The 26,933-nt window shown below is 72.9% G+C and carries 24 protein-coding genes; 6 read left to right on the forward strand and 18 right to left on the reverse strand.

Going from position 1 to position 26,933, the window contains the following annotated elements; all coding sequences use genetic code 11:
- Positions 1–63: 63 nt before the first annotated feature.
- The gene (locus ACILRH_RS00670; protein WP_395690202.1) at positions 64–831 is read left to right on the forward strand and encodes a tyrosine-protein phosphatase; all 768 of its coding nucleotides are present in this window, start codon (positions 64–66) and stop codon (positions 829–831) included.
- Positions 828–2,294, forward strand: coding sequence for a glycosyltransferase family 39 protein (locus ACILRH_RS00675; protein ID WP_395690203.1), 1,467 nt, complete (start codon positions 828–830; stop codon positions 2,292–2,294). Before ACILRH_RS00670 ends, ACILRH_RS00675 begins: the two co-directional genes overlap by 4 nt.
- Here the strand turns inward: ACILRH_RS00675 and ACILRH_RS00680 are convergent.
- Genes ACILRH_RS00680 through ACILRH_RS00695 form a run of 4 tightly spaced genes read right to left on the reverse strand, consistent with a single transcriptional unit; the run spans position 2,282 to position 7,759 of the window.
- Entirely contained in the window at positions 2,282–3,808 is a 1,527-nt protein-coding gene (locus ACILRH_RS00680; RefSeq protein ID WP_395690204.1) for a bifunctional 3-(3-hydroxy-phenyl)propionate/3-hydroxycinnamic acid hydroxylase, read from the reverse strand. The genes ACILRH_RS00675 and ACILRH_RS00680 overlap by 13 nt on opposite strands.
- Entirely contained in the window at positions 3,805–5,676 is a 1,872-nt protein-coding gene (locus ACILRH_RS00685; RefSeq protein WP_395690205.1) for an acyl-CoA synthetase, read from the reverse strand. Before ACILRH_RS00685 ends, ACILRH_RS00680 begins: the two co-directional genes overlap by 4 nt.
- Positions 5,673–6,614 carry a fumarylacetoacetate hydrolase family protein gene (locus ACILRH_RS00690; protein ID WP_395690206.1) on the reverse strand — a complete coding sequence of 314 codons (942 nt, stop codon included), beginning with the start codon at positions 6,612–6,614 and terminating at the stop codon, positions 5,673–5,675. The genes ACILRH_RS00685 and ACILRH_RS00690 overlap by 4 nt, the downstream gene beginning before the upstream one ends.
- Positions 6,611–7,759 (reverse strand): VOC family protein, encoded by a 1,149-nt coding sequence (locus tag ACILRH_RS00695; protein WP_395690207.1) that lies wholly within the window; start codon positions 7,757–7,759, stop codon positions 6,611–6,613. The genes ACILRH_RS00690 and ACILRH_RS00695 overlap by 4 nt, the downstream gene beginning before the upstream one ends.
- 89 nt (positions 7,760–7,848) lie before the next feature.
- Between ACILRH_RS00695 and ACILRH_RS00700 the strand changes: the two genes are divergently transcribed.
- The 3 genes from ACILRH_RS00700 (at position 7,849) to ACILRH_RS00710 (ending at position 11,673) form a co-directional block, all read left to right on the forward strand.
- Entirely contained in the window at positions 7,849–8,514 is a 666-nt protein-coding gene (locus ACILRH_RS00700) for a TetR/AcrR family transcriptional regulator (RefSeq protein ID WP_395690208.1), read from the forward strand.
- 155 nt (positions 8,515–8,669) lie between these two features.
- Positions 8,670–10,904 (forward strand): MMPL family transporter, encoded by a 2,235-nt coding sequence (locus tag ACILRH_RS00705; RefSeq protein WP_395690209.1) that lies wholly within the window; start codon positions 8,670–8,672, stop codon positions 10,902–10,904.
- Positions 10,905–10,911: 7 nt separating this feature from the next.
- Positions 10,912–11,673: a DUF4118 domain-containing protein gene (locus ACILRH_RS00710; protein ID WP_395690210.1), complete on the forward strand. Its 762-nt coding sequence runs from the start codon at positions 10,912–10,914 to the stop codon at positions 11,671–11,673.
- Positions 11,674–11,693: 20 nt separating this feature from the next.
- Here ACILRH_RS00710 and ACILRH_RS00715 read toward each other — a convergent pair whose 3' ends face one another.
- The 6 genes from ACILRH_RS00715 to arsM form a co-directional block, all read right to left on the reverse strand.
- Positions 11,694–12,725, reverse strand: coding sequence for a YihY/virulence factor BrkB family protein (locus ACILRH_RS00715; protein ID WP_395690211.1), 1,032 nt, complete (start codon positions 12,723–12,725; stop codon positions 11,694–11,696).
- Positions 12,726–12,734: 9 nt separating this feature from the next.
- Entirely contained in the window at positions 12,735–13,982 is a 1,248-nt protein-coding gene (dinB, locus tag ACILRH_RS00720) for a DNA polymerase IV (RefSeq protein ID WP_395690212.1), read from the reverse strand.
- 72 nt (positions 13,983–14,054) lie between these two features.
- Entirely contained in the window at positions 14,055–14,432 is a 378-nt protein-coding gene (locus ACILRH_RS00725) for a hypothetical protein (RefSeq protein ID WP_395690213.1), read from the reverse strand.
- 118 nt (positions 14,433–14,550) lie between these two features.
- Positions 14,551–15,006, reverse strand: a complete 456-nt coding sequence (locus ACILRH_RS00730) for a low molecular weight phosphatase family protein (RefSeq protein WP_395690214.1) — start codon at positions 15,004–15,006, stop codon at positions 14,551–14,553.
- Positions 15,003–16,118, reverse strand: a complete 1,116-nt coding sequence (arsB, locus tag ACILRH_RS00735) for an ACR3 family arsenite efflux transporter (RefSeq protein WP_395690215.1) — start codon at positions 16,116–16,118, stop codon at positions 15,003–15,005. Before arsB ends, ACILRH_RS00730 begins: the two co-directional genes overlap by 4 nt.
- Complete coding sequence (gene arsM / locus ACILRH_RS00740) at positions 16,115–16,897, reverse strand: arsenite methyltransferase (protein ID WP_395690216.1); 783 nt, start codon at positions 16,895–16,897, stop codon at positions 16,115–16,117. The genes arsB and arsM overlap by 4 nt, the downstream gene beginning before the upstream one ends.
- Positions 16,898–16,990: 93 nt before the next feature.
- On the opposite strand from arsM, the gene ACILRH_RS00745 reads away from it, so the two are divergent.
- Positions 16,991–17,347, forward strand: coding sequence for an ArsR/SmtB family transcription factor (locus ACILRH_RS00745; RefSeq protein ID WP_395690217.1), 357 nt, complete (start codon positions 16,991–16,993; stop codon positions 17,345–17,347).
- Between the two features lie 40 nt (positions 17,348–17,387).
- Here ACILRH_RS00745 and ACILRH_RS00750 read toward each other — a convergent pair whose 3' ends face one another.
- From ACILRH_RS00750 to ACILRH_RS00785, 8 genes are read right to left on the reverse strand one after another with little or no spacing between them, the layout of a single operon-like run.
- Positions 17,388–18,551 (reverse strand): acyl-CoA dehydrogenase family protein, encoded by a 1,164-nt coding sequence (locus ACILRH_RS00750; RefSeq protein ID WP_395690218.1) that lies wholly within the window; start codon positions 18,549–18,551, stop codon positions 17,388–17,390.
- Positions 18,548–20,503, reverse strand: a complete 1,956-nt coding sequence (locus ACILRH_RS00755) for an acetyl/propionyl/methylcrotonyl-CoA carboxylase subunit alpha (RefSeq protein ID WP_395690219.1) — start codon at positions 20,501–20,503, stop codon at positions 18,548–18,550. Before ACILRH_RS00755 ends, ACILRH_RS00750 begins: the two co-directional genes overlap by 4 nt.
- 8 nt (positions 20,504–20,511) lie before the next feature.
- Positions 20,512–22,083 carry an acyl-CoA carboxylase subunit beta gene (locus ACILRH_RS00760; RefSeq protein ID WP_395690220.1) on the reverse strand — a complete coding sequence of 524 codons (1,572 nt, stop codon included), beginning with the start codon at positions 22,081–22,083 and terminating at the stop codon, positions 20,512–20,514.
- Positions 22,080–22,553, reverse strand: coding sequence for an SRPBCC family protein (locus tag ACILRH_RS00765; protein WP_395690221.1), 474 nt, complete (start codon positions 22,551–22,553; stop codon positions 22,080–22,082). Before ACILRH_RS00765 ends, ACILRH_RS00760 begins: the two co-directional genes overlap by 4 nt.
- Positions 22,550–23,668, reverse strand: coding sequence for an acyl-CoA dehydrogenase family protein (locus ACILRH_RS00770; protein WP_395690222.1), 1,119 nt, complete (start codon positions 23,666–23,668; stop codon positions 22,550–22,552). The genes ACILRH_RS00765 and ACILRH_RS00770 overlap by 4 nt, the downstream gene beginning before the upstream one ends.
- Positions 23,665–25,374, reverse strand: a complete 1,710-nt coding sequence (locus ACILRH_RS00775; RefSeq protein ID WP_395690223.1) for an acyclic terpene utilization AtuA family protein — start codon at positions 25,372–25,374, stop codon at positions 23,665–23,667. Before ACILRH_RS00775 ends, ACILRH_RS00770 begins: the two co-directional genes overlap by 4 nt.
- Positions 25,367–26,182, reverse strand: a complete 816-nt coding sequence (locus ACILRH_RS00780) for a TIGR03084 family metal-binding protein (RefSeq protein ID WP_395690224.1) — start codon at positions 26,180–26,182, stop codon at positions 25,367–25,369. Before ACILRH_RS00780 ends, ACILRH_RS00775 begins: the two co-directional genes overlap by 8 nt.
- Positions 26,179–26,787 carry a TetR/AcrR family transcriptional regulator gene (locus ACILRH_RS00785; RefSeq protein ID WP_395690225.1) on the reverse strand — a complete coding sequence of 203 codons (609 nt, stop codon included), beginning with the start codon at positions 26,785–26,787 and terminating at the stop codon, positions 26,179–26,181. The genes ACILRH_RS00780 and ACILRH_RS00785 overlap by 4 nt, the downstream gene beginning before the upstream one ends.
- Between the last annotated feature and the right edge of the window lie 146 nt (positions 26,788–26,933).

Genomic DNA, 26,933 nt, shown 5'->3' on the forward strand with positions numbered 1-26,933 from the left:
AGGCCTGGCCTGGGGTCGTCGATCCGCACCTGACCGTCGCCTGCTGCGCCTATCCTGCGGGGCGTGACCGATGCCCCGTCCGAGCTGCTCCGCCTCGCGTCCGCCGACAACTTCCGCGACGTCGCGGGCCCGGGCGAGGGCTACCCCACCACCGACGGCGGGCGGGTCCGGCGCGGGGTCTGCTACCGCTCCAACGAGCTGCAGCTCCACGACGACGACGTCGTCGCGCTCGCCGACCTGGGCCTGCGCGTCATCCACGACCTGCGCAGCACCCTGGAGATCGACGCCCACCCCGACGTGGCCGTCCCCGGGGCGCGCTGGCAGCACCTCGACGTCTCCGGCATCCCGATGGAGATGGTCGAGATCCTGCCCGACACCGCGGCCGCCGAGCGGGTGATGCTCGACGTCTACGAGGCGTTCGTCCGGTCCGAGCAGGCGCGGTCGTCGTACGCCGCGCTGCTGACCTCGATCGCGACCGAGGAGCTGCCCCAGGTCTTCCACTGCACCGCCGGCAAGGACCGCACCGGCTGGGCGGCGGCCCTGCTGCTCGAGGTCGCCGGGGTCGACCGGGCGACGATCGTGGCGGACTACCTGCTCTCCAACGACTTCTCGGCCGGCACGCGCGCGAAGTACCTGGCCCTCATCGAGGAGCACCTCGGCGCGGACAAGGTGGCGGTCTACGAGCCCACGCTCGTGGTCGAGGAGGCCTACCTGCAGACGGCGTACGACGCGGTCGCGGCCGACCACGGCTCGGTCGACGCCTACCTGCGCGACGGGCTCGGCCTCTCCGACGAGCTGGTCGGACGGCTGCGCGACCGCCTGCGCGCATGACCGCCCGCCCGGCGTACGCCGTCCGCGAGGTCGCCCTCGTCGTGGGCGTCCTCGCCGTGGCCATGCTGCTGCTGTCGCCCCACTACGGCCCGCACCGCGACGAGATGTACTTCGTCACCGCGGGCCACCACCTCGCCTGGGGCTACCCCGACCAGCCGTCGCTGACCCCGCTCGTGGCTCGCCTGGCCGACGAGGTGGCCCCGTCGAACCTGGTGGTGCTGCGGCTCCCCGCGATCGCCGCGATGGTCGGGGTGGTGATGCTGTCCGTGCAGGCCGCCCGGCTGGTCGGCGCCGGGCGCGCGGGCCAGGTGCTGACCGCGGTGAGCGTCGCCTTCTCGGCGGGCGTGCTCGGGCTCGGTCACCTGCTCGAGACCGCCACCCTCGACGTGTTCTTCTGGACCGCGATCCTCGTGGTCGTCGCGCAGTCCCTGGTCGACGACCGGCCCCGGCTCTGGCTGCTCGCCGGGCTGCTCGCGGGGGTCGGCCTGAACAACAAGCACACGGTCGTGTTCTGCCTGCTGGGCGTGCTCGTCGGCGTGGCGGTCGTGCGGGAGACCCGGCCGGTGCTCGGCACCCGGTGGCCGTGGCTGGGCGGGCTCCTCGCGCTCGCCCTGTGGCTGCCCAACCTGGTCTGGCAGGCCCAGCACGACTGGCCGGTCTTCGCCCTGTCGGCCGACATCGCCGACGAGTACGGCGGCGTGGGCGGTCGCGTCGACCTGGTCCTCGAGGCCCTCGCGATGTACAGCCCGGTCATCGCGGCGGTGTGGATCCTCGGCCTGGTGCAGCTGCTGCGCCGGCCGGACCGGGCCCGGGTGCGGCCGCTGGCGGTCGCGTTCCTCGTCGTCCTGCTGGTGTTCCTCGTGACCGGCGGCAAGGGCTACTACCTGGCCGGCCTGATCCCGCCGCTCATCGCCGCCGGCTGCGCCGAGCTCGCGGAGCGGTGGTCCACCCGGGCCCTGACGATCACCGGGGCCGTCCTGGTCGCCTCCGCCGCCGTCGCCTACCCCGCGATGGTGCCGGTGCTGCCGGCCGCCACGTTCGCGTCATCGGGATGGGCCGACCTCAACGACACCCAGCTCGACACCATCGGCTGGCCGGAGTACGCCGACCAGGTCCGCGCCGTCGTCGACGGCCTCCCGCCCGACCAGCGTGAGCACGCCGTGATCTTCACGGGCAACTACGGCGAGGCCGGTGCCATGCGGTGGTACGACGTCGGGCTGCCGGCGTACAGCGGCCACAACGGCCACCGCTTCTGGGGTCCGCCGCCGGACACCGCGACCCCCGTCGTCGTGGTCTTCCAGGTCTCCCCCGACCCGTGGTTCACCGGCTGCCGGCTGGAGACCCGCCTGCGCAACGACGCGGACGCCCCCAACGAGGAGGTCGGCGCCGGGGTCTGGGTCTGCGACGGCCCCAGGGGCTCGTGGTCACAGGCCTGGGCCGGCCTGGCGCACTACGACGCCTGAGCCCGCGCCGTCGCCGGGTCCGGCTCGACCCATGCCGCCGCCGTCGCCACCGCGGCCGGGCCGGCGCCGGCGACCACGCCGTCGGGTCGCACCACGAGACCGCGGCGTGCGTCCCGGCGCAGCCGGCGGGGCAGCCCCTCGAGCACGACGACCGGGAGACCGGCCGCCTCGGCGCCCTCCCGGGCGCCGGACGGTGCGTCCGGGGTGGTCACCACGCCGACCCGGTGGCGGAGCACCGCGTCCAGACGACGACCGTCACCGGCGACGAACCCGTTGGGCGCGAGCGTGCCGGCGCACCGGCCGGAGCCCAGGGCGACCCGGCCGCGCAGCCGCGGCGTCGTGGTGTCGATGACGGTCCCGGTGAAGCCCGGCACCCGACACAGCAGCGCGATCACCACCCGCCGCACGGCGGCCGCCCGGTCCTGCCCCCCGGTCATCGCCCAGCCGACGGTGACGGCCTTCTTCACCAGGGCCCTCGCGTGCGGGCGACGCTCCTCCTCGTAGCTGTCCAGCAGCTCCGGGCCGGCACCGCCGACGAGGACGGCCGCCAGCTTCCACGCGAGGTTGTGCGCGTCGCGCAACCCGGCACCCAGACCCTGTCCGATGAACGGGGGCGTGAGGTGCGCGGCGTCGCCCAGCAGGAACGCCCGGCCCTCGCGCCATCGGGACGCCAGCCGCGCCTTGAACGTGTAGGTCGCCTGCCGCACCACGTCGAGCCCCGCGAGGTCCGCACGGCCGGTCCACGGGCTCAGCAGCCCGGCGAGCCGGGCCGGCTCGACCAGGTCGTCGGCGGTCTCGTCCCCGACGAGCTGGAACTCGAACCGGTAGCGCCGACCGACCAGCTGCATGAAGGTCGCCGCACGGGCCGGGTCGCAGACCTGCTCGACCCCGTCCCAGACGTCGAGGTCGCGGTCGGCGACCACGTCGATGACCAGCCACTGCTCGGTGAACCCGAGATCCTCCATCTCGACGCCGAGCAGGCCGCGGACCGTGCTGTTGGCACCGTCGCACCCCAGGACGTACGACGCGGGCAGCTGCTCCTCGGCGCCGGTGTCCAGGTCGACGGCGGCCACGGTGCACGTCGGGCCGCCCCGGTCGACCAGGCCGGTGACGTCGCGCCGGGTCCGCAGCGACACCAGGGGGTGGGCCAGCAGCCGGGCCCGCAGCAGCTCCTCGAGCTCGGGCTGGTCGAACATGTTCGCCTCGGGATAGCCCTGGGGGCTCTCCTCGGCGCTGCGGGTGAACTCACCCATCACCCGGTGCTGGGCGTCGAGCAGCCGGAGGCCGGAGGCCGGACGGGACCGCGCGAGGAACCCGTCGACGACGCCGAGGTCGTCGACCACGCGGAGCACCTCGTCGTCGAGGTGGACCGCGCGCGGGAGCGGGTAGGGCTCGGCGTACCGGTCCAGGACGGTGACCGGCACGCCCCGGTCGGCGAGCAGCAGCGCGGCGGCGGAGCCGACCGGCCCGGCGCCGACGACGACCACGGGTGCGGGGAGGGGGACGCTGTTCATCGGCGGATCCTCACGACGACGGGAAGGGCGGACAGGGCGTGCGCGGCCGTCTCGAGGTCGCCGACGTCGGTGACGTCGACCCCCGCTCGGCCCTCGTGGAGCAGGGGTGCCACCGCAGCGTCGATGCCGGCGGTGCGGAGCAGGTCCCGGGCCACGCACGCGGCGGCGTCGGCGACCAGGGCGGGCTTGAAGGGCTTGCCGACCGCGGTGACGGGGATGGCGTCGACCGGGCGGACGTGCTGGGGCGCGGCGGCCGGCTCACCGACCTCGGCCCGGGCCCACGCGACCAGCTCGGCCGGATCGGCCCCGGCGCCGGGGGTGAGCACGACGTAGGCGACCGGGACCTCGCCGGACCGGAGGTCGGGCTGCCCGACCGCGGCGGCGGCCACGACCGACGGGTGCCGCAGCAGCGCCTCCTCGATCACCCGGGGATCGATGTTGTGCCCGCCCCGGATGATCAGGTCCTTGGCGCGGCCGTGCAGCAGCACCCGGCCGTCGACGTCGACCTCGCCGAGGTCACCGGTGTCGAGCCAGCCGTCGCGGACGTGGGCGCCTCGCTCGACGACCGGTCGGCCACCGTCGTGCCCGACCAGGTAGCCGGCGAACACGGCGGGACCGGAGATCGCCAGCGTCCCGGTCTCGCCGGGCGGCAGGTCGGTCCACCGGCCGTCGGCGTCGACGCGGACGGCCTTGAGGTGCTGGTAGGGCAGCCGGGTCCCGACCGACCCCGGCGATGCCGCGCCGGGGCGGGTGAAGCAGCTCGCGCAGGTCGCCTCGGTCAGCCCGTAGCCCTCGAGCAGCGGGACACCGGTGTGCGCGGCGAAGCCGTCCCGCACCGCGGCCGGCAGCGGCGCCGCCCCCACCACGGGAAGCCGCAGTGAGGAGATGTCGGCGTCGACGGGGACGTCGAGCAGGGTGCCGTAGACCGTCGGGACGGCCGACATCCCGACGACGCCGTACCTCTCGACGAGCCGCCAGAAGCCGCCGTAGAGCGCCGGGGCGCGGTAGCCCAGCGGGCCGGGCCAGAGCGCGTGCTGGCCGCGCACCATCGGCGCGAGGCCGGTGACGACCAGGGCGTTGACGTGGAAGAGCGGCAGTCCGGCCAGCATCGTCTCGCCGGGACCGATCCCCCCGGAGACCGCGACGCCCCAGGCGCAGACGACCTCGTTGGCGTGGGTGTGGACGGCGATCTTGGGAGCGCCGGTCGTCCCGCCGGTGTGGAAGTACGCCGCCAGGTCGTCCGGGCCGGGCTCGGCCGCGGTCAGCTCCGAGGCCGGCTCGACGGCCGCCAGGTCGTCGGCCCACGCGACGACCAGGCCGTCCCGGGTGGGCAGACGGGGAGCGGAGCCGGTGGCGTCGTCGGGCCGCAGCGCCAGCACCGCGACCGCCCCGGTCTCGGCGGCCACCGCCAGCGCCGTGTCCCACACGGTCGGGTCGACCTCGGGCCCGGCCGCGACCACCACGCGGGACCGGACCCGCCTAGCCAGCTCGACGACCCGCTCGCGGCCCAGCGCCGGGTTGACCGGCGCGGCGATCCCCGCGGCCTGGGCCGCCAGGGTGGCGACCCACAGGCCGCTCACGTTCGGCGAGCAGAGGGTCACCGCGTCGGTCCGGCCGACACCGAGGCGGACCAGCGCGTTCGCGAGCCGGGTCACCCGCTCGGCGGTCTCCGCGAAGGAGAGCGCCAGGGCCCGCTCGGGCGCGGCCGGGTCCGCCAGCCAGGTGCTCGCGGTCTCCTCCGGCCAGGTCGCCGCGGCACGCCGCACCAGGTCGTACGTCGAGCGAGGCAGGTCGCCCTCGGCCAGCGGGACCGCCTCGGCGTCGGCGAGTGCCACGATGCCCGGCGCCGTGGTCGGGGCGGCGGTCATGACGCGGCCGTCACCCGGTTGCGCTGGCTGCCGAGGTCGATGGCCCCGTCGGGCGACGCGATCCGCGCGGAGACGTGGTCGCCGTCGTGGAGGTAGCGCGGGTTCGACTCCTGCTTGTCGAAGAAGATCTTCCACTTCAGCCGGGGCGGCAGGAGCGCGCCGATCTTCTCCACCACCGCGGGCGGTGCCTTGAGGGCGGTGCCGCCGGGCGTCCCGGTGAGCAGCAGGTCGCCGGGAGCGAGCTGCTGGAACCGGGCGAGCAGGGTCAACGCTCGGGCGGGGCGCACGATCATGTCGGTGACGGTGCTGTCCTGGCGCACCTCGCCGTTGACCGAGAGCCGCAGCCGCAGCGTCGAGAGCCGGCGCAGCTCGTCGGCGTCGACCAGGGTGAGGTAGGGACCGACGGGGGTGAAGGTCGGGTAGGACTTCGACTCGTAGAACTGGGTGCGGGTCAGCTGGATCTCGCGGGCGCTGACGTCGTTGGTGACGACCAGGCCGGCGACGTAGGTGTGGAGCGTGTCGTCGGTGACCTCGGTGCCCAGCGGCAGCGGTGCACCCATGACCAGGCCCAGCTCGACCTCGTAGTCGAGGAACCGGACGCCCTCGGGCCGCACGATGTCGCCGGTCGGTCCGGTGACCGAGGTCGAGGCCTTGCGGAAGAAGGTCGGGGGGACGGCGTCCGGGTCGAAGCCGGAGTCGTGCGCGTGCGAGCGGTAGTTGACCATCTGGGCGACCACCCGGGCCGGCGTCGTGACCGGGCTGATCAGGTCGAGGTCGGCCACCGGGACGGCACCCTTCGCGGTGCCGGCAGCGGCGTCCACCGCGGTCCGGTCGGCCAACAGCTCGGCGGTCGTGGTGGCGGCGGTGTCCACGGGGGTGGCCACCTCGCCGGCGACGACCCACCACCCCGCGTCGGTGCGGGCGACGTTGGTGCTCATGCGCTCATCGCCTTCATGAGCGACCGCAGGGTGCGCGGGTCGATGTCGTTGTCCTCGAGCGCCAGGGCGCGCAGGACCGCGGCGACGAGCGCCGGGTTCGGCTTGGTGCCGAGGAAGTCGCGGCTCACGGGCGGTCCCCACTGGGCCAGGCCGCTGGTCGACATCGGCGACCACCCGGGCTCGATCGTGCAGTCGAACTTGTCGCCGTCGGCGAAGTGCTCGAACATCAGCCGGTCCGGGTCACGCCAGTAGTCGAAGATCTGGCTGCCCTGGATATGCCGGCCGATCCCCCACACCCGCTGGTAGCCCTGCTCGCGGAGGAACTCGCCCCCGGTCGCGACGGCGTCGAGGTCGGTGACCTGGTAGGCGGAGTGGGCGTAGCCGGTCCGCGGGCCGAGGAACATCGCCAGGGTGTGGTGGTCCGTGGGCGTGCCGCCCTGGTCGCACCGCATGAACGCCATCGTCGGTCCGTGGTCGCGCAGGTCGTCGAGGAAGAGAAGGTCGCTGACGATCAGGCCGAGCGTCTCCAGGTACCAGTCCAGTGCGGCGCTGAACCGGGTGGTCTCCAGGGCCACGTGGCCCAGCCGCTGCACCTGGGCCGCCACGCGCGGCGGGCGCTGCGGCTGGTTGGGTCGCGGGGTCGTCGTCCCGAAGTTGAGGGTGAGCGGAGCGCGCTCGGCCAGGGCCGGCAGCTCGGGCCCGCCGGCCACGACCCGGACCTCGTAGCCGCTGGGGTCGACCAGTCGGACGGCGTGCCCGCCGCGGTGGTCCTCGACACGGCTCCCGGTGCTCCGCGCGAGCCGGTCGAGGTCGGACCGGGAGGCGGCCAGCATCGCGTGGCCGGCGTACCGCGAGCGCGGGCCGCGCCGGATCACCAGGCAGGGCCCGCCCGACCAGGCCCCGCGCAGCCGGAGCTCGTCGGGGGTGCGGTCGGCGACCGTGAACCCGAAGTCGACCAGGAAGCGCTCCGCGCGCTCCAGGTCCGGCTTCTCGAACTCCAGCCAGGCCAGGTCGACGACCTTGACGACGGGGTTGGCCGCACGACCGGGGTGCTCCCCCCGGTAGCCGCCCTGCTCACTGTGCAGGCCGGCGTGCACGTCCTCGTAGGGCGTCCCGTCGGGGACGGCCACCTCGGTCCGCTTCATGTGCTCTCCCTCACTAATTGTGATCTCATCACAAGATTGTTATGGAGAATCAGACATGTGACGGCAGTTGTCAAGAGTAGGTTGGCCCCGTGACCGCAGCTGACCAGACCGCCCCGACCCGCCTCGACCGGCGCAAGCTGCGCACCCGGCGGGCGCTGGTGGACGCAGCGGTGCGGCTGATGGCCTCGGGCCGCGGTGAGCGGGCGACGGTGCAGGAGATCACCGAGGAGGCCGACATCGGGTTCGGCTCGTTCTACAACCACTTCGAGTCCAAGGAGCAGCTCTTCGAGACCGCGGGGCAGGAGGTGCTCGAGCGCTGGGGCCAGCTCAACGACGCCGCGACGGCCGGCCTCGAGGACCCGGCCGAGGTGTTCGCCACCTCGCTGCGGATCTCCGGTCGCCTCGGCTCCACCCACCCGGACCTCGCGCGGTTCCTGTCCCAGGCCGGGCTCGCGGTCCTGCGCAGCCCGGACGGGCTCGCGCCCCGGGCGCTGCGTGACATCCAGGTCGGTCAGGAGGCAGGCCGCTTCCTCCCGATCCCGCCCCAGGTGGCCCTCGCGGCGGTCGCCGGCGGGCTCATCGAGCTGCTCCGGGTGAGCATCGAGGACCCCGGCTCCCTGGGACCCGACGCGGTCGACGACCTGGCCCGGGGCGCGCTGCGGCTCCTCGGCCTCGACGCCGACGAGGCCGCGGCGGTCGTGGCCAGGCCGCTGCCGGCGTACGACGGCGACTCCCGGCTCAGCGCCGGCGGCTGAGCCCCGGCCTGCGGACCCGTCGGGACCGGCCCGGCCGGAGGTCCTCGCCCTCAGCCGACGAAGTGCTCTGCCGGCGCGGGCCCGGTCGGCGTTGACTCGTCCCGGGATCGTGCGGAGGACGGCGTGGACTCGTGAGTGACCTGGTGAGTGACCCGGTGAGAGAGAGGGACGGACGGCAGAACCTGGCTGCGACGATCGGTGGCTGGAGCGTGCGGCACCGGGTGTCGGCGGTCGTCGGCTGGCTGGTGTTCGTCGTGGTCGCGATGCTGCTGGGCTCGACGGCCGGACAGGTCGAGATGACCGAGGACGAGTACGCCGCCGGCGACTCGGCGCGGTTCGAGCAGGTGCTCGGTGAGACCCACCTGCGCACGCCGGCGAGCGAGATGTTCCTCGTGACCACCGACGCCCCGGTGACCAGCCCGAGCTCCCGCGAGGTCGTGACGGACCTGGTGCGGCGGCTGCACGCCACCGCCGCGGTCACCGACGTCGTCGACCCCTACGTCAACGGGCTGGTGTCGCAGGACGGTCACTCCGCCCTCGTGCGCGTGACCATGTCCGGCGACCCGATGACGGCCGGTGACCGCGCGCAGCCCCTGCTCGACGCGGCGGCCGCCACCCGTTCGGCGTACCCCGGCGCCCGGATCGACGAGTTCGGCGACGGCTCGGCGAACGCCTGGTTCGACGACACGATCCTCAAGGACTTCCGCCGGGCGGAGTGGACCGCCGTGCCACTGGCCATCGGCATCCTGCTGATCGCGTTCGGCGCGCTGCTCGCGGCGCTGCTGCCCGTCGGCCTCGCCCTGACCTCGTTCCTCGCCGCGAACGGCATCCTCGCCCTGGTCAGCCACCGGATGCACCTGGACACCTCGGCGAGCTCGGTGATGCTGCTGGTCGGCCTGGCCGTCGGCGTCGACTACTCGCTGTTCTACCTGCGCCGCGAGCGCGAGGAGCGGGTCCGGGGCCGCGACCCGGCGACCGCGCTGCAGGTCGCCGCCGCGACGTCGGGCCGCTCGGTGCTCGTCTCCGGGCTCACCGTGGTGGCGGCGATGTCGGGGATGTTCCTCTCCCGGATGCTGATCTTCGAGGGCTTCGCGACCGCCACCATCCTAGTCGTGCTCGTGGCCGTCGTCGGGTCCGTCACCGTCCTGCCGGCGATGCTCTCCCTCCTCGGCGACCGCGTCGACCTGGGCAGGGTCCCCGGGCTCGGGCGGATGCGGCGACCCGGCACCGAGAACCGCTTCTGGCACGCCGTCCTCACCCGCGTGCTGCACCGGCCGGGCGTGTCCGCGGTCCTCGCGACCGCGTTCCTGCTGGTGCTCGCGATCCCCGCCGCCGGGATGCACACCGAGCGGCTGGGCCTGGACAAGCTGCTGCCTGCCGACACCAGCATCATGCAGAGCTACCACCACATCACCGCGGCCTTCCCCGGCGGTCCGACGCCGGCCCGGGTGGTCGTCACGGCGCCCTCCGTGCAGAGCGCGGAGATGAACGCGGCCGTCGACGACTTCACCAGCCGGGCGCTGGCCACCGGGCTCGTGCGCGAACCGATCCTGGTCTCGGCCCACCCGGAGGTCGACGCCCTGGAGATCGAGGTGCCGCTGGCGGGCGACGGCACCGACGCGACGTCCGTGCGCGCGCTCGACGCGCTGCGCTCCGACCTCGTCCCGACGACGGTCGGCGAGGTCCCCGGGGCCCGGGCGTACGTCGGCGGCAACCTCGCCTTCTCGCAGGACTTCAACGCCCAGCTGGAGGACTCGATGCTGCGGGTGGTCGTGTTCGTCCTGGTGCTGGCGTTCGTGCTGATGCTCGTGGCCTTCCGCTCGGTCACGATCGCCCTGGTGTCGGTGGTGCTCAACGTGCTGTCGATGGCGGCCGCCTTCGGCGTCCTCGTCGCGGTCTTCCAGCACGGCTGGGGCGCATCGCTGGTCGGTGGCCGCGGGGTCGGCGCGATCGAGTCCTGGATCCCGCTGTTCGCGTTCGTCGTGCTCTTCGGGCTGTCGATGGACTACCACGTCTTCGTCGTCTCGCGGATCCGCGAGGCCCACGACCGCGGCCTGTCCACCCGGGACGCCGTGGCGCACGGCGTCGGCACCTCGGCCGGCGTGGTGACGAGCGCGGCCGCGATCATGGTCGCCGTCTTCGCGGTGTTCGCGACGCTGTCGATGACGACCTTCAAGCAGCTCGGCGTCGGCCTCGCGGTGGCGATCCTGCTCGATGCCACCGTCGTGCGCGCGGTGCTGCTGCCGTCCGTGCTGGCCTTCCTGGGCGACCGGACCTGGTGGCTGCCGGGCTGGCTCTCGTTCCTGCCCGACCGGACCTACCGGCCGCCGGTCGACGACCGTCAGGATTCCGTCAAGGAGGCTGCCGACCCCGGGCCGGCAGGCGGATGATCGAGCCATGGTGGAGCGGTCGGTCGCGGCGCCCTGGAGCCGTCGCTGGCGACCCTGGATCCGGGTCGGCGCGGTCGTCGCACCCGTCCTGACCGGCGCGGTCCTCGGCGCGCTCGGCGACGGCGTGACCTCCGCGGCGGCCGCCCTGATCCTCGTGCTGTGGGTGGTCGCCGCCGCGTCGACCGGTGACCGCGTCGCCGGCGTCCTCGCGGCGCTCGCCGGCGCCGCCTCCTTCGACTTCTTCCTGACCGAGCCGCGCCACCGGTTCACGATCTCCAGCACCGACGACGTCGAGACGACGGTGCTCCTGGTCGTGATCAGCCTCGCGGTCTCGGAGATCGCGCTGTGGGGCTACCGGCAGCAGCGAGCCGCCCAGCGCCGGGCGGGCTACCTCGACGGTGTCCTCGACGCGGCCCGGTCGGTGGCCGAGGGCCATCTGCCGACCGAGGCACTGGTCGACGTCGTCGCCCGTCAGGTGGCCGACGTCCTCGGCGCGGACGACTGCCGGTTCGTCGAGGGTCCGGTCCACGACGCCCGCGTCGCGGTCCTGGACCAGGACGGCGGGCTGACGCGGGGCGGCCGGCTGGTCGACGTCGCCCGGACCGGCCTGCCCACGGACGAGTACGTCGCCGTCCCGGTCCGCCGCGGCGACCGGGTGGTCGGGCACTTCCTGGTCACCGCGACCACCCGGGTCAGCTACCCCTCGGCCGAGCAGCTGCGGGTGGCGGTGCTCCTCGCCGACCAGGTCGCGCCCGCGCTGCCCGCCTGACGCTCGCGGCGGAGCTGGGCTCAGGCGGTGTGGTCGGCTCCGTCGTCCTCGGACTCCGGCTCGAGCATGCGGAGCTTCTGCGTGTCGGTGAAGGTCACCTCGACGGTCTCGAACCCCTTGTGGCGCTGGGCGCGGGCGTAGCCGACGTAGGCCCGGCGGTCCGCGTCGGTGAGCTCGACGTTGTCGGTGAACGGCGTCAGCAGCGCGCGCGGCCACAACCGGCGGGCGAGCACCACGTTGATCTCGATCCCGAAGACGCCCATCACGGCGGCGAAGTAGATCAGCCCCATCAGCCCGAGGACCAGGCCGAAGGTCTGGTTCACCGGACCGGCCTTGGCGAGCACCTGGGTGACGTAGAGCGTCCCGAAGTACTGCAGGGCCAGCCACATCACCGCGACCGAGAAGCCGCCTGGCGCTGCGTAGCGGATCCGGTGCTCACGGGCCGATCCCAGCCGGTAGAGGATGGTGAGCACGGTGCCGTTGAGGAGCACGGTCGCGACCTGGATGGCCCAGCGGATCGTGGTGTCGACGTTCTCGCCGAACACCTCGGTGCTGCTGCCGATGATGGACAGGGCCGAGACGACGAGCACGGCGACGCCCGCGGTCAGCAGCAGCACCAGGCTCTTGAGCCGGAGCAGGAACGGGTTCGGCCGGCTGTTGCGCGGCACCGACCACGCGATGTTGAGAGCGTTCTGCACCGACTGGCCCAGCCCCAGGCAGCCGTAGATCGCGACGAGCGAGCCGACCACGATCGCGGTCGTCGAGCCCTTCAGGCCCTCGGGCAGGTTCAGCTGGGTGCCGATGATCGGGAACTGCGCCAGCGCGGAGTCGATCAGCTGCTCCTGCAGCTCCTGGTTGTTCTGCAGGATGAAGCCGAGGATCGAGCTGGCCAGCAGCATGATCGGGAAGATCGCGATGAACGCGTAGTAGGTGATGATCGAGGCCAGGTAGTTGCCCTGGTCGTCGAAGAACTTGTAGATCACCGCGATCGGGTAGCCGAGCACGGTCCACCGGCGCTGCGCCTGGTCGGCGCCGTCGATGATCCTGCCCACGCGCACACGCTAGCGGCGTACCCCCGTCAGCAGGGGATCCGGGCGCCGCTGTGCTCGCTGCTGCTCTCCCGGGTCGGGCAGCGTCGGCATCTCCAGACCGGTGTGCCGCCCGACCAGGGCGGCCCGGGTGACGGCGCTCGAGCCGAAGCGGTCGCGGACCAGGTCGAGCGCCGCGTCGAGCCCGGCCTCGTGCGCCGCATCGGGGAACAGCGGCAGCTCCAGCTGCTGGGAGCGGCCGTCGACGAGACCGCTGACGGTGACGCCCAGCAGCGTGCACCCGCGCTCCTCGATCAGACCCCAGCTCTCCTGCAGCAGCCGGCGCCCGGTCTCCAGCCAGGTCGCGGTCGTGGCGGTCGAGTGCCGCAGGGTCGCCGACCGGGTGGCGCGGGTGAAGTCGTCGAAGCGCAGCCGCAGGGTGAAGGTCTGGCCGATCCGCTCACCGGCGCGCAGCCGCCGGGCCACCCGGTCGACCAGCCCGGCGAGCAGCGCCTCGAGCTCCTCGCGCGACTTCGGCCGACCGGGACGGCCGATCGCGCACTGGGAGCCGATGGAGCGCCGGCGGCGGCCGACCTCGACCGGGCGCGGGTCCATCAGGTTCGCCAGCGCCCACAGGTGCCGGCTCGCCGCCTTCCCCACCGCTGCGGCGAGCTCGACCTCCTCGCGACGGGCGAGCTCCCCGATCGTCCGGATGCCGTCGGCGTGCAGCTTGGCCGCGGTGATCGCGCCGACTCCCCAGAGGCGCTCGACCGGCAGCGGGTGCAGGAAGTCCGCCTCGTGGTCGGGTGGCACGCCGAGGAGTCCGTCCGGCTTGCTGACGGCGCTGGCGACCTTGGCGAGGTACTTGGTGCGTGCGATCCCGACCGAGATCGGCAGGCCGACCTCCTCCCGCACCCGGTGGCGCAGGGTCACCGCGACCGCCTCGGGCTCCCCGACCAGACGCCTCAGGCCGCCGACGTCGAGGAAGGCCTCGTCGATGGAGATGCCCTCGACCAGCGGTGTGGTGTCCTCGAAGATCGCGAACACCTGCCGGCTCGCCTCGACGTACGCCGCGAAGCGCGGCGGCACCACGACCGCCTCCGGGCACAGCCGGGCCGCCTCGCGGCCACCCATCGCGGACCGCACCCCCCTCGCCTTGGCCTCGTAGCTGGCCGCCAGCACCACGCCGGCACCCACGACGACGGGCCGGCCGCGCAGGCCGGGGTCGTCGCGCTGCTCGACCGAGGCGTAGAACGAGTCGAGGTCGGCGTGGAGGATCACTCGCCCATTGTCGAACACTTGTTCGACCATGGGCAAGGGTCGGTCGGCCAGCGACCCGAGCGCACCACGCGCTCAGGTGGCGATGGCGTGGACCTCGAAGTGGACGTCCCCACCGGTGTGCGGATTGTCCCATTGGCCGCTGACGCTGTAGGCCGTGATCCAGTGCCCGCGCGTGCACCAGCCGTGGTGGCAGGTGCGGTGCCACTGTGCTCCCGAGACGTGGGCACCACCGACCAGGTGGCCGTCGACGCGGAAGCCGTACATCCCGCGGTGCGGGGCGTAGGAGAAGGTGATGGTCCGGTGGTGGGCGTCCCTGCCCAGGTAGTGGCCCGCGTACGGGACCAGGGTCCGCGCACTGTGCGGGGCCGGGCGGGCCGCCTGCGCCGGGCAGACCGCGCCGAGACCGACCAGGCCGAGCACCAGGACCAGGGCGGTGACGAGCTTGCGCACGGGGTGACCTCTTCTCGGTACGACGCCGGGGCGCCCCGAGAACCGGCACCTGGATGGTAGGGAAGAGGGCACGGACTCCGCCAGCGCGCCGGGCGAGCCGGCCTGGATGGCCCGCGGCTCACTCCACGGACGTGACGCGCTCCGCCAGCTCCAGCTGCGGGACGAGCTCGTGCACCAGGTCGCGGACCCGGGTGTCGAGGTCGGCGACGATGCGACGGACGGTCGCATCGTCCTGCCCGCCGGGGTCGTCCACGGGCCAGTCGCGGTAGGTCACCCCGGGCACGTAGGGGCACTGCTCCCCGCAGCCGAGGGTGATCGCCAGGTCGCTCGAGGCGATCATCTCGGTGGTCAGCAGGGTGGGGTGCTCGCGGGAGGTGTCGAGTCCCAGGCCTTCGAGGGCCCGTGCGACCTCGGGGTGCACGTGCTCGCCCGGCCGGGTGCCGGCGGAGAGCGCCACCACGCGCCCGTGCGCGTAGTGCTCGGTCAGGACGCGGGCGATGACCGACCGGCCTCCGTTGCGCACGCACGCGAACACGACCGTCGGGATGCGGGTCGGTGTCGGGACGTCGCTCATGAGGAGGCTCCTCGCAGGGACGAGGTGGTGGGGGTGAAGAAGCGCCGGGCCCACAGGCTCACGTACACGAGCCCGACCAGCACCGGGACCTCGATCAGCGGACCGACGACGCCGGCCAGCGCCTGGCCGCTGGTGACGCCGAAGACGGCGATCGCGACCGCGATCGCCAGCTCGAAGTTGTTGCCGGCGGCGGTGAAGGCGACCGTGGTGGAGCGGGCGTAGCCCAGGCCGACGCGGTGCGCGACGAGCATCGACCCGCCCCACATGAGCGCGAAGTACGCCACCAACGGGAGGGCGATGCGGGCGACGTCGAGCGGCTCGTGCGTGATCGTGTCGCCCTGAAGCGCGAAGAGGACCACTATGGTGAACAGCAGCCCGTAGAGCGCCCACGGCCCGAGCCGGGGCAGGAGCCGCTGCTCGTACCACTCGCGTCCACGGCGGCGCTCCCCGACCCGGCGCGTGAGGTAGCCGGCCGCGAGCGGGATGCCGAGGAACACCAGGACGCTCCACGCGATCTGCCACGCCGAGACCTCGAGTCCCTCGGTCGACAGGCCGAGCCAGCCGGGCAGCACGGAGAGGTAGAACCAGCCCAGCGCGGCGAAGGCGACGACCTGGAACACCGAGTTGAGGGCGACGAGGACCGCCGCGGCCTCGCGGTCACCGCAGGCCAGGTCGTTCCAGACGATGACCATGGCGATGCAGCGCGCGAGGCCCACGATGATGAGCCCGGTGCGGTACTCGGGCAGGTCGGGCAGGAGCAGCCAGGCGAGGGCGAACATCAGCGCCGGCCCGATCACCCAGTTCAGCAGCAGGGACAGGGCGATCATCCGGGTGTCGCGGGCCACGTCGCCCACCTCGTCGTAGCGGACCTTGGCCAGGACGGGGTACATCATCACCAGCAGCCCGAGCGCGATCGGGAGCGAGATCGACCCGACCCGGATCGCGTCCAGGGCGTCCGCGACGCCGGGCACCCACCGGCCCAGCAGCAGGCCGGCGAGCATCGCGAGCCCGATCCACGCCGGCAGGTACCGGTCCAGGGTCGACAGGCGCTGCGCGACGGCAGGGGCCTCGGGCGCGGTGGGTGGCGGCGACGCGGACCGTCCCTGGCTCATGCGGCGGGCTTGGTGGCGCGGATGATCGCGCCGTGCATGCCGGGTGCGGCCTCGTGGGTGAACTCGACCTCGGCGTCGACGAAGCCGACGGCCGCGAGACCGTCGAGGTACTCGCTGCGGGACAGCGCCCCGGCGATGCAGCCGACGTACGAGCCGCGCTCGGCCCGGTCGGACGGCGTGAGCTGGTCCTCGGCGACCACGTCGGAGATGCCGATCCGACCGCCCGGCACCAGCACCCGGTACATCTCCGCGAGGACCGTCGGCTTGTCGACCGACAGGTTGATCACGCAGTTGGAGATGACCACGTCGACCGCGGCGTCGGGGAGCGGGACGTCCTCGATGGTCCCCTTGCGGAACTCGACGTTGGTGGCGCCGGCCCTCTCGGCGTTCGCACGGGCCAGGTCGAGCATCTCGTCGGTCATGTCGACCCCGTACGCGAACCCGGTGTCGCCCACCCGGCGGGCCGAGAGCAGCACGTCGATCCCGCCGCCGGAGCCCAGGTCGAGGACCCGCTCACCGGGCCGCAGCGCCGCGACCGCGATCGGGTTGCCGCACCCCAGGCTGGCGGCCAGTGCCTGGGCCGGGAGCTCCCCCTGCTGGTCGGCGTCGTAGAGGCTCGCCCCGAACGACGGCTCGACCACGGCGTCCTCGCCGCCGCAGCACGACGCGCCGCGGGAGGACTCCTCGAGGACCTGCGTCGCGGCGTCGGCGTACCGGGCGCGGACCTCCTCGAGGACCTGGTCAGGGGTGGGCTGGGACAGCTGGTCGGTGGTGGGCATGGGGCACCTCTCCTGGTCGTATCGACGCTTCTCGATACATCGATCATCGTCGATAGATCGACGAGTGTCAATGCATCTGGCAGACTGGGCGTCATGCCGTCGACCCTGCCGCTGTCCGAGGTGGACGCCTCCGGCGCCGGCGCGTGCTGCGCCCCCGTGGCCCGCGGTGTCCTCGCGGCCGAGGAGGCCGAGCAGCTCGCCCGGGTGTTCAAGGCGCTCGGCGACCCCACCCGGGTGCGGTTGCTGTCGCTCATCGCGGCGAACCCGGGCGGAGAGGCCTGTGTCTGCGACCTGGTCGACCCCGTCGGGCTGTCCCAGCCCACCGTCTCCCACCACATGAAGCAGCTCGTCGACGCAGGCCTGGTCACCCGCGAGCAGCGCGGCCGGTGGGCCTTCTACCGGCTGGTCGAGGCCCGGCTGGACAGCCTCAGCGACGCGCTCCGCCCCTGACGACCGGCCGACGCCGGTCCTCGACCCCTCGGGATCCCGGTCAGTAGGACTTCGGCAGCCCGAGTGAGTGCATCGCGACGAAGTTGAGGATCATCTCCCGGCTGACCGGGGCGATCCGGCCGGCCCGCGTGGCGACCAGGAGGCCGGCCATGCCGTACTCCTGGCTGATGCCGTTGCCGCCGTGGGTCTGCACGGCGCGGTCGACGGCGGCGCAGGCGGCCTCCGCGGCGGCGTACTTGGCCATGTTGGCGGCCTCGCCCGCACCCATGTCGTCACCGGCGTCGTAGAGGGCGGCGGCCTTCTGCGTCATCAGGCGCGCCATCTCGATCTCGATGTGGGACTGGGCGAGCGGGTGCGCGATCGCCTGGTGCCCACCGATCGGGCCCTTGAAGACGGTCCGCTCCTTGGCGTAGGCGACCGCCCGGTCGAGCGCGAAGCGCGCGAGCCCGGTCGAGAAGCTCGCGGCCATGATCCGCTCGGGGTTGAGGCCCGCGAACAGCTGCACCAGACCGCCGTCCTCCTCGCCGACGAGGGCGTTGAGCGGCAGGCGGACGTCGTCCATGAACACCTGGAACTGCCGCTCGGGACTGACGATCTCCATCGGGATCGGGTTGGCCTCGAAGCCGACGGCGTCGGTCGGGACGACCATCAGCACCGGCTTCACCTTGCCCGTCCTGGCCTCCTCGGTGCGCGCCACGACCAGCACGTGGTCGGCCTCATCGACGCCGGAGATCCAGATCTTGCGACCGTTGAGCACCCACTCGTCGCCGTCGCGGCGCGCAGTGGTGGTGATGTTGTGGGTGTTGGTGCCGGCGTCGGGCTCGGTGATGGCGAAGGCCATGGTGCCGGTGCCGTCGCAGATGCCGGGGAGCCAGCGCTGCTTCTGCTCCTCGGTGCCGTAGCGGCTGATGATCGTGCCGCAGATCGCGGGGCTCACGACCATGAGCAGCATCGGGCAGCCCTGGGCCGCCATCTCCTCGCAGACGGCCGCGATGTCGCCGATGCCGCCGCCACCGCCGCCGTGCTCCTCGGGCACGTTGATGCCGAGGTAGCCGTTCTTGCCGAGCTCGAGCCAGAGCTCGGTGGTCTTCTCACCGGCACGAGCCTTCTGGGTGAACCACTCACGGCCGTACTTGGCCGCCAGCTTGGCCACCGCCTTGCGGAGCTCCTGGCGCTCCTCGGACTCGCTGAAGTTGCTGCTCACTGCTGCTCCTCTTCCACTACTGCGAGAACCTCGCCGGCCGCGACCTGCGCACCGGGCTTCACGTCGATCTCCGTGACCGTGCCGGCGTACGGCGCGCTCACGGTGTGCTGCATCTTCATCGCCTCGAGCACGAGCACCGGCTGGCCGGCCTCGACCCGGGCGCCGGCCTCGACGGCCACGGCCACGACCGTGCCGGGCATCGGTGCCAGCAGGCTGCCGCTGGCCACCTGCTGGGCCGGGTCGACGAACCGCGGCACCAGGCCCAGCCGGACGTGGCCTCGAGGGCCGTCCACGTCCACGTCGGCGCCGTTGACGGCGATGCGGTACGTCGCCCGCACGCCCTCGGTCTCGAGCGTCACCGCGGTCGCGCTCGCCGCCACCACCTCGTGTCCCTCGACCTCGTAGCCGTCGCGTCCGCCCCACCACTCGGCGGTCACCTGCTCGCCGTCGGTGGTCTCGAAGACCGTGCGCTGCGGCTGGGACGGCACGTTGCGCCACGCGACCGGGATGCCCCGCTGGACCGTCCGCCGCTCCCGGGCGACCTCCGCCAGCGCGATCGCGGCGGCGACGACCGCGTCGGCGCTCGCCGAGGTCGACCGGTCGGTCTCGAAGCCGGCGAGGAAGTCGGTCGACACCTCACCGGCCTGGAAGGTCGGGTCGCGGAGGATCGACACCAGCAGGTCGCGGTTGGTGACCAGACCGTGGATGCGCGCCCGGCTGAGGACCGACGCGAGCTTGCGCGCGGCGGCGGTCCGGGTCCCGGCGTACGCGACGACCTTGGCGAGCATCGCGTCGTAGTGCGTCGACACCGCACTGCCGGACTCGAAGCCCGCGTCCACCCGGATGCCCTCGCTCTGCTCACCAGGGGGGAGGATCTCGAACGCCGTCAGCCGGCCGCTCTGCGGCTGGTAGTCGGCGGCCGGGTCCTCGGCGTAGAGCCGCACCTCGATCGCATGACCCATCGGCTCGCCCGCGACCGACCAGTCGAGCAGGTCGGACCCCTCGGCGACCGCCAGCTGCATCTCGACCAGGTCGACGCCGTGGACCAGCTCCGTGACGGGGTGCTCGACCTGCAGCCGGGTGTTCATCTCCAGGAAGAAGAACCGCTCCGACCCGGGGTCGTAGAGGAACTCGACCGTGCCGGCCCCGCGGTAGTCGATCGCCTCGCCGGCCTTGCGCGCCGCCTCGTGCAGCGCGTCAACCACCTCCTCGGCGAGGTTCGGCGCCGGCGACTCCTCGACGACCTTCTGGTGCCGGCGCTGGAGCGAGCAGTCGCGCTCCCCCAGGACCAGGACGCCACCCCGCCCGTCGCCCACGACCTGCACCTCGACGTGCCGGCCGTGCTCGACGTACGGCTCCACGAACACGGTGCCGTCGCCGAAGGCCGACAGCGCCTCGGCCTCGGCCTTCGCGACCTCCCCGGCGAGGTCCTCGAGGCGGCGCACGACGCGCATGCCGCGACCCCCACCGCCCGCGGACGCCTTCACCAGCAGCGGGGTCTCGATACGCTCGCTGGCGCTCGCTACTCGACCACCGATCTCGTCAGCGGTCCAGGTCGTCAGGACGGGCACCCCGGCGGCCTTCATGATGTCCTTGGCGCCGATCTTGGAGCCCATCGCGGCGATGGACCCCGGCGTCGGGCCGACCCAGGTCAGGCCGGCGTCCTCGACGGCACGGGCGAAGTCGGCGTTCTCCGAGAGGAAGCCGTAGCCGGGGTGGATCGCGTCCGCGCCGGACCGTCGGGCCGCCTCGAGCACCAGGTCGATCCGCAGGTAGGTCTCGGCCGGCGCGTTGCCGGGCAGTCGCACCGCGTGGTCCGCCTCGCGCACGTAGGGCAGGTCGGCGTCCGCGTCGGAGTGCACCGCGACGGTCTCGATGCCAAGCTTGCGGCAGGTGCGGAAGACGCGCGAGGCGATCTCGGCACGGTTGGCGACCAGGAGTCGCTTGATCATGGAGACCCCTACATTCTGAAGACGCCGAAGCGGTCGGTGCCGACCACCGGCTTGTTCTCGATGACGGACAGGCAGATGCCCAGGACGGTTCGGGTGTCGCGCGGGTCGATGACGCCGTCGTCGTAGAGCATCCCGGAGAGGAAGAACGGCAGTGACTGCTCCTCGATCTGGGCCTCGACGATCTCCTTGATCCCCTTGAAGCCCTCGGCGTCGAAGACCTCGCCCTTGGACTCGGCGGACTGCCGGGCGACGATCTCGAGGACCCCGGCGAGCTGCTGGGGCCCCATCACCGCGGACTTCGCCGACGGCCAGGTGAACAGGAACCGCGGGTCGTAGCCGCGGCCGTTCATGCCGTAGTTGCCGGCGCCGTAGGACGCGCCCATGATCACGCTGAGGTGCGGCACCGTGGAGTTGCTGACCGCGTTGATCATCATCGCGCCGTGCTTGATGATGCCGCCCTGCTCGTACTCCGCGCCGACCATGTAGCCGGTCGTGTTGTGCAGGAACAGCAGCGGCGTGTCGACCTGGTTGGCGAGCTGGATGAACTGCGTCGCCTTCTGCGCCTCCTCGGAGAACAGCACGCCCTGCGCGTTCGCGAGGATGCCCACCGGACGTCCGTGGATCTTCGCCCAGCCGGTCACCAGCGAGGCGCCGTAGAGCGGCTTGAACTCGTCGAAGACGACCCCGTTGGTCGGGGAGACCCCGTCGCAGATCCGGCGGATCACCTCGCGCGGGTCGAACGGCTCCTTCAGGTCGGCCGGGACCAGGTCGAGCAGCTCCTCGGGGTCCGCATCGGGCTCCGCCCACGAGGTCGGTGCGGCAGTCGCCTTGCGCCAGTTGAGGCGGGCGACCAGGCGACGCCCGATCCGGATGGCGTCGCGCTCGTCCTCGGCGAGGAAGTCGGCGAGGCCGGAGATGCGAGCATGCATCTCGGCACCGCCCAGCGACTCGTCGTCGGACTCCTCGCCGGTCGCCATCTTGACCAGCGGTGGTCCGCCGAGGAACACCTTGGCCTGCTCCTTGACCATCACCGTGTAGTCGGACATCCCCGGCACGTAGGCACCGCCGGCGGTGGAGTTGCCGAAGACCAGGGCGATGGTCGGCTCCTTGCGGGCGCTGGACCGCGTGATGTCACGGAACAGCTTGCCGCCGGGGATGAAGATCTCCTTCTGGGTCGGCAGGTCGGCGCCGCCGGACTCGACGAGGGACACCGACGGGAGCCCGTTCTCCTCGGCGATCTGCGAGGCCCGGAAGATCTTCTTGACCGTCCACGGGTTGCTCGCCCCGCCCTTCACGGTCGGGTCGTTGGCGGTGATCATGCACTCGACGCCCTCGACGACGCCGATGCCGGTGACCACGCTGGCGCCGACGGTGAAGTCCGAGCCCCAGCCGGCCAGCGGGGACAGCTCGAGGAAGGCCGAGCCCTCGTCGATGAGCAGCTCGATCCGCTCGCGCGGCAGCAGCTTGCCGCGACCGTGGTGACGCGACACCGACCGCTCACCGCCTCCGGCTACGGCCTTGGCGTTCTCGGTGTCCAGTGCGGCGAGCTTCTCCAGCATCGCCTCGCGGTTGTCGCTCATCCTTCGACCACCGCCTTCATCCGCTCGAGCGTGGTGCGCATGCCCTTCTCGTTGGTGCGGCCGCGCAGGAAGCCCATCACGAACCAGTAGGCGCGCAGGTAGAGGGCGGGCTCGAGCCGGAAGTACTCCGTGACCAGGGTGCCGCCGTTCTGCGCCTGCAGACGGTAGCCCCAGTTGTTGACCGTCATCGCGTCCGAGCCGACGGCGAACTCGAACACCTCGCCCGGCACGCAGGCCGTCACCTGGCACGGGGTCCAGTAGGTCGGCCCGACGCCGTTGCGCTTCACGTGGCCCTTGAACGACGCGCCCACCTCGGGGCCGGTCGAGCCGCGGGTCCACTGCGCCTCGAAGGTCTCCGGCGAGAACTCCCCGATGCGGGTGACGTCGCTGACCAGCGCCCAGACCTCCTCGGGGGAGGCGTCCATCCACAGCGACACCTCACCGCCCATCGGCCTGATCAGGCCGCTCACGTGTAGCCCAGCAGCTTGGCTGCGAGATCGGTCAGCACGTCGCTGGCCCCTCCTCCGATCGGCAGGATCCGGGCGTCGCGGTAGTGCCGCTCGACCTCGGTCCCGTGCATGTATCCCGTCCCGCCGTGCAGCTGGACGGCCTGGTCGCAGACGTACGTCGAGCAGTCGACCGCCGTCTGCTTCGCGAGACAGGCCTCGGCGATCACCTGCTCGCCTGCCGCGTGCCGGCGGGCGACCTCGCGCGTGTAGGTGCGGGCCACCTCGACCTGCCTGTGCATCTCGACGAGCTTGTGCCGCACGACCTGCCGGCTGATCAGCGGCTTGCCGAAGGTCTCCCGCTCGCGGCAGTACGCCGCGGTCAGCTCGAGCGACCGTGCCGCGATCCCGTAGGCGTGGACGGCGAGGGCGAGCCGCTCGACGACGAACTGCTCGGCGATCTGCAGGAATCCACTGTTCTCCTCGCCGACCAGGTTGGCCGCGGGCACCCGCACGTCGACGAACGACAGCTCGGCGGTGTCCGAGCAGTGCCATCCCATCTTGCGCAGCGACCGGTCGACGGTGAAGCCCGGCGTGCCCTTCTCCACGACGAGCAGGCTGACGCCGGCCGCACCCGGGCCGCCCGTGCGCACGGCCGCCGTGACGAAGTCGGCGCGGACCCCGCTGGTGATGAAGGTCTTCGCCCCGTTGACGACGTAGTGGTCGCCGTCGCGCACCGCGGTCGTGCGGATGCCGCCGACGTCGGAACCACCGCCGGGCTCGGTGATCCCGAGCGCGCCGATCCTCTCCCCTGCCAGCGTCGGCCGCACGAACCGGTCGACCAGGTCCGGGCTGCCGTGCGCGGCGATGTGCGGCAGTGCGATGCCCCCGGTGAACAGCGCGGCCATCAACCCGCTGGAGGCACCGGCCTCGAACATCCCCTCCTGGAGGTCGACGGTGTCCAGCACGTCACCGCCCTGGCCGCCGACCTCCTCGGGGAAGGAGACGCCCAGCAACCCCTGCTTCGCAGCGGTCAGGTGGAGCTCGCGGGGGATCTCACCGGCGTCCTCCCACTCCTGCAGGTGCGGCGCGACCTCACGGCGGACGAACTCCGCGCCCAGCTCCTTGATGGCGCTCACGCCAGGCCCTCCCGCATGTGCACCATCCGGGAGCGCACCCACTCGCCCAGGCCCTTGGCCTGCGGGTCGAAGCGGGTGGATGCCGCGACGCCCTCACCGAGCAGCCCGCGGACCAGCACGTTGACCGCCCCGAGGTTCGGCAGCAGGTAGACCTCGACCTCGAGGTCGGCGGCCTCCGGCACCAGCTCGCGGACCTTGCGCGGGGTGATCACCTTCTGCAGCCAGGTCACGCGGTCGTCGTACTTCTCCGAGCCGTCGTGGGCCACCCACAGCCCGAGGTTGGCGTCACCGCCCTTGTCGCCGGACCGCGCGTGCACGAACGTGCCGAGCGGCATCCGCCGGGTGACCGCGTCGGTCGGAGCGGGGTAGGGCGACGGGCGACGCCCGTGCTCGTGGTCGGCCTCGCCGAACGCGGGCGGGTCGGCGACCACCTCGCGGCGGCCGTCCGCGTGCACGACGGTGTGGGTCACGTCCGCGCGGTCGACGTACTCGGCCCGGTAGACGCCGTACGGCGAGCCCGCCGCGGGCGGCGAGGTCATCGTGAAGCCTGGGTACGACGCCAGCGCCAGCTCGACGGCCGGGCCGGTGAACGCGCGGCCGACCGGCTCGGGCCGGGGGTCCTTGACGGTGCACCGCAGCAGGCAGGACGCACCCTCCTCGGTGTCCGCGTCGGGCGGCGGCAGCGCGGTCAGGGTCCAGGACACCTCGGCAGCGGTGAGGGCGGGGCTGAGCTGCTCGCGCACCCAGTCGGCCTTGGCCTCGATGTCCAGGCCGGTGAGCACGAACTCCGCGGTGTTGCGGAACCCACCGAGCTCGTTGACGCCGACCTTGAGCCGCTCCGGCGGCGCCTCGCCGCGCACGCCGCTGACCTCGACCCGGTCCGGGCCCACCTCGCGCAGCGTGATCGTGTCGAGGTGGGTCGTGACGTCGGGGTTGAGGTAGCGGGTCGACTGGATCTCGTAGAGCAGCTGGGCGGTGACGGTGTCGACGGTGACCGCGCCGCCGGTGCCGGGGTGCTTGGTGATCACGCTGCTGCCGTCGCCGGCGACCTCCGCGAGCGGGAAGCCCAGCGGTCGGGTGTGGTCGGGCAGGCTGCGGAAGCCCGAGAAGTTGCCCCCGGTCGCCTGGGTGCCGCACTCGAGCACGTGGCCCGCGACGACGGCCCCGGCCAGCTCGTCGTACGACGTCTCGGACCAGCCGTGGTGGGCCACGGCCGGGCCGACGACCAGGCTGGCGTCGGTGACCCGGCCGGTTACGACGACGTCGGCGCCCTCACGGAGCGCGGCAGCGATGCCGAACCCGCCGAGGTAGGCGTTCGCCGTGAGCGCCCCCTCGAAGGAGAGCGCCCTCACGTCGTCGCCCTCGACGTGCGCGACGTTGGCGTCGAGGCCCAGCCCCTGGGCGATCTCGCGCACCCGGTCGGCCAGGCCTGCCGGGTTGAGGCCGCCGGCGTTGCTGACGATCCTCACCCCGCGCTCGAGCGCGAGGCCGAGGCAGTCCTCGAGCTGGCGCACGAAGGTCTTGGCGTAGCCGGTCGACGCGTCCTTCATCGTGTCGCGCCCGAGGATGAGCATCGTGAGCTCGGCGAGGTAGTCGCCGGTGAGGACGTCCAGCGGCCCGCCCTCGAGCATCTCGCGCATCGCGGAGAGCCGGTCCCCGTAGAAGCCGGAGCAGTTCCCGATCCGCATCGGTGCCACGTCAGCCACGTGCCTCTCTCCCCTCTCCGGCCGGGCCGGCGAACGCCTGCGCGATCGTCAGCCACTTCTCGGCGTCCGCGCCGGTCGCGACCAGGTCGGTGTCGTCGCGGTGGACCCGCTGGGTGACCAGCAGGCAGAAGTCCCAGGCGCTCCCCGTGACCGACTGCGCCGCGTCGGGCGGTCCCCAGGCCCACACCTCCCCCGACGGCGCGGTCAGCTCGACGCGGGGCTCCTCGGTGGGGGCGTCGAGCCCGTGCACGGAGTAGGCGAAGCCACGGGTGCGGACCCCGAGGTGGGCGACGTGCCGGATCCGGTCGGTGCGTTCGGGCGCGGTGCCGAGGGCGTCGTACACGTCGAGGGAGTGCGCCCAGGTCTCCATGAACCGGGCGGTCGCCATCGAGGTCGGTGACATCGGTGGCCCGAACCACGGCATCTTCTGGCCCTCGGGTACGCCGCGCAGCGCTCGTGGCAGCGCCTCGCGGGCCGCACCCCAGCGCGCCAACAGCGCGGTCGGTGCGAGCCGCGCGACCTCGAGCGCCTGCTGGTCGACGAATCCCATCGGGTCCTCCAGCGCCTGCAGCACCAGCGCGTCCCAGGCGTCCTTGCCCTCCGGCGTGATGGCCGCGGCCGCGAGCACCGCGACCTCGTCGGTCCACAGCAGGTGCGCGACCTGGGTGGCGACGGTCCAGCCGGGGGCCGGGGTCGGCGTCGCCCAGCCCGCCTCGTCCAGCCCGGAGACGGCCGCCCACAGGCGGTCGCCCTCGGCCCTGAGGTCGTCGAGGAGGTCGTCGAGCAGTGCCCGGGGCGGAGGGGTCATGCCAGCTCCTGGTCCAGCACGTCGGCCCACCGGTCGAGGATCCGGCGTCGGCGACGGGCGTCGTCGGTGATCGTGTTGGCGAGGCCGAGGCCGCGCACGAGGTCGAGGGTCGCCTGCACCAGCTCGCGGGTGCCCGGCACCGACTCGTCGGCGCCGAGCAGCTCGACGGTGAGCCGGTGGGTCTCCCGGCCGACCCGCAGCTCCAGCGGCGAGACCGCGGCCAGCAGGGTCTCGTCGGTGCGGGCGGCCACCCAGAGCTCCAGCGCGGCGCTGAAGACGGGACCGGTGAAGTGGTCGGCGAGCATCTCCAGGACGGCGCGGGTCCGGCGGCTCCCGCTGGGCAGCTTCTGCGCCGCGGCGGCCAGCTCGGCGCCGCGCTTCTCGGTCAGGTGCTCGACCGCGGCCACGACCAGGTCGTTCTTGGTCGGGAAGTGGTGGAGCTGAGCACCGCGACTGACCCCGGCCCGCTCGGACACCAGCGTCGTGGACGTCCCCGCGAAGCCGCGCTCGACCAGGCAGTCGACCGTCGCCTCCAGCAGCCGCGCCCGCATCAGCCGGGTGCGCTCCTCCTGGGGCACCCGCGTCGCCCCCGCCGCCGTCGTCACCCGGAGAGCATGGCGGAGCCAGTAACAAACAGTCAAGACTGACTTTTAGTCGCACCGGCGGCGGGCTGGGCTCGACTCGGTGGATGAATCCCCGGTCAGCCGGGGATTCATCCGGGGTTGTCAGGGACTTCATGACGTTGTCAGGG

The organism is Nocardioides sp. (genome assembly GCF_044226765.1).
Taxonomy (GTDB): Bacteria; Actinomycetota; Actinomycetes; order Propionibacteriales; family Nocardioidaceae; genus Nocardioides.